The organism is uncultured Granulicatella sp., from assembly GCF_963516875.1.
In the GTDB taxonomy this organism is placed as follows: Bacteria; Bacillota; Bacilli; order Lactobacillales; family Aerococcaceae; genus Granulicatella.
In genome coordinates this window covers 181,760-188,837 of the sequence record NZ_CAUQCL010000002.1, presented here as the reverse complement: position 1 = coordinate 188,837, position 7,078 = coordinate 181,760, and the positions used below count along the sequence as shown (strand labels likewise).

Genomic DNA, 7,078 nt, shown 5'->3' with positions numbered 1-7,078 from the left:
GCTGCTTAATTCCTTCACTAAAATTGTTTCATCAACCCTATTTGACAAAGAGCCACAACTTTTTACCTATCAATTAGGTCTAAAACGTTCTAGGAGGGATTCGAACCCCCGACCGTTCGCTTAGAAGGCGAATGCTCTATCCTGCTGAGCTACTAGAACAGTACAAAAGTTATTATATCAATATGTATAATAACTGTCAATACATGAAATAAATTTTGTTCATTCTGTGGATAAAAATCTACATTATAATCTTAAAGAACGTTTCATCTGTTGTTTTGGATAATACTTTACTCGGAATTCTTGTAATTGATTTAAGGCATAATCAATTATTTCTCCAAAAGTCATCCAAACTTCTGTAGTTCTTTGTCTTGTTTCTTCAGGCATTTCAACAGTATCTTGTTCATTACGATATGATAAAAGAAAATTTTGTTTAAAATCTGGATCATATGTAATAGCAGCTAATACTTTTCTATTTTCACTATATGGAGCTGCACAATATAATACATCCGCTGTAAATTCTAATAAATAAGAATACATTTCATCAATTTCATGTTTATTCATTTGATTCACCTCTTCAAAGTTTAGTATACTAAATTTACTCAACAATCACAATATTACTAGGAGGATTTCATGAATTCATATGTCACAGTAAAACAAGAAAATCACTCTTCTCCTATTTTATTGTCTATTCCTCATTCTGGAATAGAAATTCCTGAAGATATTCAAGGTCGAATAAATCCGATAGCGAAACGAATTCATACGGATTGGGAAATGAATACATTCATGAAAGACTTTCCATTTACAAGTATTTCTTCGAAACTTTCAAGATATATCGTAGATGTGAATCGTTCAAAATATACTTCTAAAACTTCTGCACTTCCAATCATTCCAAAATATGATGAAGTTGGAAATCCATTATTTAAGCAATATCCTTCTAAAGCAATCCAGCAACAATGGCTGATGAAATTTTATACTCCTTATTACGATGCGATATGGGAACAACTATCCTTCAAAAAAACAAATTTTTCAAAGATTTGTTTACTAGATTTACATAGCTATGATGATCAATCCTTTAATACAGATAACATTATTATTAGTACTAAAGAACATTCAACAATCTCAAAAGAATCGTTAACGTTTATTGTGCATTGTTTTGAGAATGCAGATTTATCCATTCAACTTGATAATCCTTTTAAAGGTGGAAATATTATTCATGAAATCTCAAAGCAATCGAATGTAGAAGCGATTCAAATTGAAATCCCTTATTCGATGTATCTTCTTAATAAGAAAATAGATTCTCAAAAAACTAAAAGTTTACAAGAAAAACTACTACAAGTTTTCTTACAAATTGAAGAATATTACAAAAAATAGACGACCGAAGTCGTCTATTTTGCTTTTTCATTAAAAATCAAATAAGGATAATTGATTTTCATCTGGTAAGTCATCTAATACTTTATTCTCAGTCATATAATCAATTAAAGTTTTAGAAACTTTCCCACGTATTGCTAAGTCTTTTTTAGAAATAAATGGTTGTTCTTGTCTTGATTCAACAATTTTATTGGCTACGTTTAGTCCTAATCCTGGAATCGATCTAAATGGAGCAATTAAACTATCTCCTTCAATGACAAAATTCACTGCATCAGACTTTTCTATATCAACCATTTTAAAGCTAAAGCCACGTTCACACATTTCATTGGCTAATTCAAGTACAGTTAATAAATTTACTTCCTTCGCACTTGCATCATTTCCTTTATCACGGATTTCCTTCATTCTTTGCTTAATCATTTCTTTCCCTTGTGACATTGCTACAATATCAAAGTCTTGAGCACGAACTGAGAAATATGCACAGTAATATAATAAAGGTTTATGAACTTTAAACCACGCTACACGTAAGGCCATTAATACATAGGCTGCCGCATGGGCTTTCGGGAACATGTACTTAATCTTCAAGCACGATTCGATATACCATTCTGGAACATTATTTTCTCGCATCATTGCTTGATAATCTTCCGGTATTCCCTTTCCTTTACGTACGCCTTCCATAATTTTGAAAGCAGCACCGTTTTCTACACCTTTATGAATTAAGTACACCATGATATCATCACGACATCCAATTACTTCAGAAAGTGGGATACCATGCAGTCGAATTAATTCTTCTGCATTTCCAAGATATACGTCTGTACCATGAGATAGTCCTGAAATTTGTAGTAACTCTGTAAATGTAGTTGGTTTTGTTTGTTCTAACATTCCACGTACAAATTTTGTACCAAACTCAGGAATTCCCAGTGTACCCGTATTAGAATCAATTTGTTCTGGAGTAACGCCTAATACTTCTGTTCCACCGAATATTTTCATCACTTCTGGATCATCTGGTGGAATATCCTTCGGTTCAATTCCTGACAAATCTTGTAGCATTCTAATCACGGTCGGATCATCGTGTCCAAGTATGTCGAGTTTTAACACATTATCATGGATGGAATGGAAATCAAAGTGAGTTGTTTTCCACTCTGCATTTTGGTCATCTGCTGGGAATTGGATTGGAGTAAAGTCGTAAACATCCATATAATCTGGAATTACAATAATTCCCCCTGGGTGTTGTCCAGTACTTCTTTTGACTCCTGTACACCCTTTTGCTAAACGATCAATTTCTGCTTGTCTAAATTCTAATCCTAAATCTCGTTCATATCCTTTTACATATCCAAAGGCTGTTTTATCTGCAACAGTACCAATGGTTCCTGCACGATACACATAATCTTCTCCGAATAATACTTTCGTATAGTTATGCGCTTGTGGCTGATATTCCCCTGAAAAGTTTAAATCGATATCGGGTACTTTATCCCCGTAGAACCCTAAGAAGGTTTCAAATGGAATATCATGTCCATCTTTTGCAAGACGTGTTCCACATTTAGGACAATCTTTTTCTGGTAAGTCAAATCCCGAACCGACAGAACCGTCATCGAAAAATTCTGAATAACAACAGTTTGGGCAGCGATAATGTGGCGCTAATGGATTTACTTCGGTAATTCCCGTTAATGTCGCAACTAATGAGGAACCAACCGATCCACGAGATCCTACTAAATAGCCATCTTCATTACTCTTATGCACTAATTTTTGAGAAATTAAGTAAATAACTGAGAATCCATTTCCGATAATACTCTTTAATTCTTTATCGATACGTTTCTCAACGATTTCTGGTAATTCTTCTCCATACCATTCATGAGCTTTGTCATAGCTTAATTTTGTGATTTCATCTTCTGCCCCTTCAATTTTAGGCGTATATAAGTCATCTTTAATTGGGATAATCACTTCTAGCTGATCATTGACCCAATGAGTGTTTGTTACAACAACTTCGAAAGCTTTCTCTTCTCCTAAAAAGGCAAATTCATCTAGCATTTCATTCGTTGTTCTAAAATGTACATCTGGATAATTTAATTTCTGTCCATTATTCACAGACGTCAATAAGATTTCTCGATAAATTTTATCTTCAGGATTTAAATAGTGAACATTCCCTGTTGCCACAACTGGAATATCTAATTCTTCTCCTAATTTCACCAGATTTTTAATAATTTCTTCTAGATGATGTTCATTTCGAATGAGTTCTTTATCAATTAATGGGCGATAGACTGCTTTTGGCATAATTTCAATATAATCATAAAACTTAGCCTTTTCTTTAGCTTCTTCATAGCCTTTTTGCATCATTGCTTCAAAGACTTCTCCTTCGCTACAACCACTCCCAATTAAAAATGAATCTCTCTTCTCGATTAACATACTACGCAAAATACGAGGAACTCTATAAAAATATTGTACATTTGAAGCTGACACTACTTTAAAGAGTTCTTTCAATCCTGCTTGATGCTTTGCAAAAATCGTTGCATGGAATGGACGACCATTTTTGAATACTTCTTCTGGGTGTAAATTCGTATTCAATTGGTCATGATATATTAATCCATGATCATTGGCTGCTTCTTTTAAGAAAATATGACATAAATGTCCAGTTGTTTCAGAGTCAAATACCGCACGGTGATGTTGTTCTAAGGCAACATTATATCGTTTTGCTAATGTATTTAAACGATGAGATTTTAATTGTGGGTGTAACAATCTGGATAATTCTAATGTATCAATGACCGGTTGAGTTGTTTTCTCTAATCCTTCTTTTTCATATCCAGTATTTAAGAATCCCATATCGAAACTTGCATTGTGCGCTACTAAAATCGTATCTTTTGTAAATGCTGCAAATTCCTTCAATACTTGAGCTTGTGATTTAGAACCACGAACCATATCATCTGTAATGCCTGTTAATTGAATCGTTGTCGCAGATAAAGGATGTCCTGGGTCAATAAATTCTTCAAACTTATCGATTACATTTCCTTTATGCATTTTAACGGCAGCTAATTCAATAATAGAATCGTAAATAGCTGATAACCCAGTTGTTTCAACGTCAAACACTACATACGTCGCATCTTCTAATAAAATATGTTGCGGATTATAGGCAACATTCACTTGGTCATCAACAATATTTCCTTCTAATCCGTATAAGATTTTAATATTATTTCCTTTTCCTGCTCCATGAGCTTCTGGATACGATTGTAAGTTTGCGTGGTCTGTAATGGCTACTGCAGGATGTCCCCATTTTGCTGCTTGTTTGACTAAATCACTAGCAGAATTTGTTGCATCCATGACCGACATATTTGTGTGTAAATGTAATTCAATACGTTTTTGGTCTTCAGGCGCACGATCGATTCGACCAATATGCTCGACTTTATTCATATCTCGAACAATCATATTTAATTCTTGAGAAAATTTATTAATCTCAATATTTCCATATGCTTTTACCCATGTTCCTTTTTTTAAGGCAGCTAAACGTTCTTCATCTTCAGCTGTTGAAGGAAATAAAGTTGCCCCAATAGATGAAGTATAGTCCGTCATTTTAATATTGGCAAAGGATTTCCCACTTGCTTTTCTTGTACGAATTTCAATATCAAAAATTTGTGCCTCGACTAATACATTTCGCTCTTCTTCATAAATATCTGCAATTTCTCTTGTTTCTAGATTATTACGAATCGCTTTTCCATATAAAATAGATGAATCTGTATTAACTACAGTAGGTTTAGAAGATGCAGCTTCTTGAACTTCTTTTTGTTGAACAGCTTTTTCTTGATATTCTTGTTCAATCGTTTCGTGTTTAATGCGTAACTCTTCTTCTAATTGACTACCTAATTCATCATTGACAATAATATCCACACCCATTTTTGGAAAACCTAAATTCTCAAAATATTGTTGAATTTTTTTGATGTAATTTTCGTTTACATGAGATTTGGTAATTTCATTTGGACAATGAAATTGTATTTTTTTCTGATTCCATGTAGGAATTTGTCCAGAAAGTAGTTGAACTACAAGAGGTGATTCTTGTTGTAATTGGAAGAGCACCATTTCCCAATATGCTTGAATTTGTTCTTGTGTAATTTGAGACTCTTCTCTCGTTTTTACGATTAATTTTACTTGAGCAATTTTTTCATAGGTCTGTTTTAATTGTTCATAGAAACGTTTGAATTTTTCGTACTGAACAACTTGATTCGTCTCAATATTAAAGCACCATTCTGGAATACTTTTTGTAATATCAATTTTAGTTAATGAGGCTTGATCAAAATCTGGTTGTAAAAACTCATCCGTATCTAGCTTCAATTGATTCATTAACGTTAAAAATAATTGTTGTTGATGTTCTGACACTTCATCACTCCTCTCAAAAACTGAAAAAATAAGTGTGGTTTTCTATTATGTTACTATAGAAAACCATCACTTACCTCCTGTTACTTGTTAAAATAATTTACTAATATCGTTCCATGTCACTAAAATCATTAAAATGATTAAGAATACTGCACCTGCAATTGTAATATAGGATTCCTTTTCAGGACTTAGTGGTTTCTTACGAATTCCTTCGATAATATTCAACACTAATTTTCCTCCATCTAATGCAGGAATTGGTAATAAATTCATCATTCCTAAATTGGCACTAATTAATCCTAAGAAATTCAAAACAGAAACAAATCCACTTTGAGCCACTTGAGATGTTAGAGAGAAAATCGCTACTGGACCACCTAAATGATTAATCGAAAATCCTTTTGTAAAGAATGATGCAATTGTTAAGAATACAGAACTAATGACAAACCATGTTTGAGTAAAACCATAAAGTACTTTAGATAAAACATCTGTTTTCTTCGCATATTCAATTCCTAAAATACCAACTTTAGACCCATCTGATAAATCATACGCTTTAGGTGTTACAACAATCATTTGTTGATTCCCATTTCGTTCAATCACAAGTTTCGTTTCAAGGTCAGCACGTGGAGAAATTTGTTTACTAATGTCTCCCCATTTTTGAACGGCTTTCCCTTCAATTTCAATAATTTTATCTCCAACTTGTAAGCCAGCTGCTTGAGCTGCAGATTCACTTGCAAAGTTTCCAACTACTGCTTCATTAGAAGGAACTCCACCAGCTAAAAATGCCACGATAATAAATGTAATAATCGATAAAATAAAATTATTCATCGGTCCGGCAAAGTTCGTTAACATACGATCTTTTAAACTTGCCGAGTTAAACTGACGTTCAATCGGAGCAACAACTACTTCAGTTCCATCTTCTTCAATAATCGTTGCTGTTTTAGAAACTGTTAATATTTCTAATTCTTCTTTTTGAGGTTTATATCCTCTTACTTCCATTTTATCTTGCAAATCACAAGATTCAATTTGGAAAGGAAGTCCTTGTTCTAATTCAATTGATGGATCAAACGAAATTTGTTGAACAATTCCATCTTCTAATCGAAGTGTCACCATCATACCAGGTTTAATATCTTGATCATCTTCCTCATGACCTGCCATACGAACATATCCCCCAACAGGTAATAATCGTAATGTATAAACTGTTTCACCTTTACGTACTTGTAAAACTTTTGGTCCCATTCCAATGGCAAATTCTTTTACTAAAATACCTGCACGTTTTGCAAAATAAAAGTGTCCAAATTCATGAATAATAACAATGACACCAAATACAAATAAAAATGCAATAATTGTTTTAATCATA

General features: G+C 33.1%; 4 protein-coding genes and 1 tRNA gene. 1 reads left to right on the top strand and 4 read right to left on the bottom strand.

Annotated features, from left to right (window positions below; all coding sequences use genetic code 11):
* Positions 1 to 85: 85 nt before the first annotated feature.
* Positions 86 to 159 (bottom strand) — tRNA-Arg (locus RWM24_RS01690).
* A gap of 84 nt (positions 160 to 243) precedes the next feature.
* A complete protein-coding gene (locus tag RWM24_RS01685; protein WP_314110933.1) occupies positions 244 to 561 on the bottom strand; it encodes a hypothetical protein in 318 nt (105 codons plus the stop codon).
* 69 nt (positions 562 to 630) lie between these two features.
* Here RWM24_RS01685 and RWM24_RS01680 point away from each other — a divergent pair, with 69 nt between their 5' ends.
* Positions 631 to 1,371: an N-formylglutamate amidohydrolase gene (locus RWM24_RS01680; protein ID WP_314110931.1), complete on the top strand. Its 741-nt coding sequence runs from the start codon at positions 631 to 633 to the stop codon at positions 1,369 to 1,371.
* A 30-nt stretch (positions 1,372 to 1,401) separates the two neighbouring features.
* On the opposite strand, the gene RWM24_RS01675 is transcribed toward RWM24_RS01680, so the two are convergent.
* Positions 1,402 to 5,727, bottom strand: a complete 4,326-nt coding sequence (locus tag RWM24_RS01675) for a PolC-type DNA polymerase III (RefSeq protein ID WP_314110929.1) — start codon at positions 5,725 to 5,727, stop codon at positions 1,402 to 1,404.
* A gap of 87 nt (positions 5,728 to 5,814) precedes the next feature.
* Positions 5,815 to 7,077: an RIP metalloprotease RseP gene (rseP, locus tag RWM24_RS01670; RefSeq protein WP_314110927.1), complete on the bottom strand. Its 1,263-nt coding sequence runs from the start codon at positions 7,075 to 7,077 to the stop codon at positions 5,815 to 5,817.
* Position 7,078: the final 1 nt, after the last annotated feature.

Excerpts from the sequence above, each read along its gene's own strand:
- RWM24_RS01680 (WP_314110931.1), top strand. The coding sequence starts at position 631 with ATGAATTCATATGTCACAGTAAAACAAGAAAATCACTCTTCTCCTATT.
- RWM24_RS01685 (WP_314110933.1), bottom strand. The coding sequence starts at position 561 with ATGAATAAACATGAAATTGATGAAATGTATTCTTATTTATTAGAATTT.
- rseP (WP_314110927.1), bottom strand. The coding sequence starts at position 7,077 with ATGATTAAAACAATTATTGCATTTTTATTTGTATTTGGTGTCATTGTT.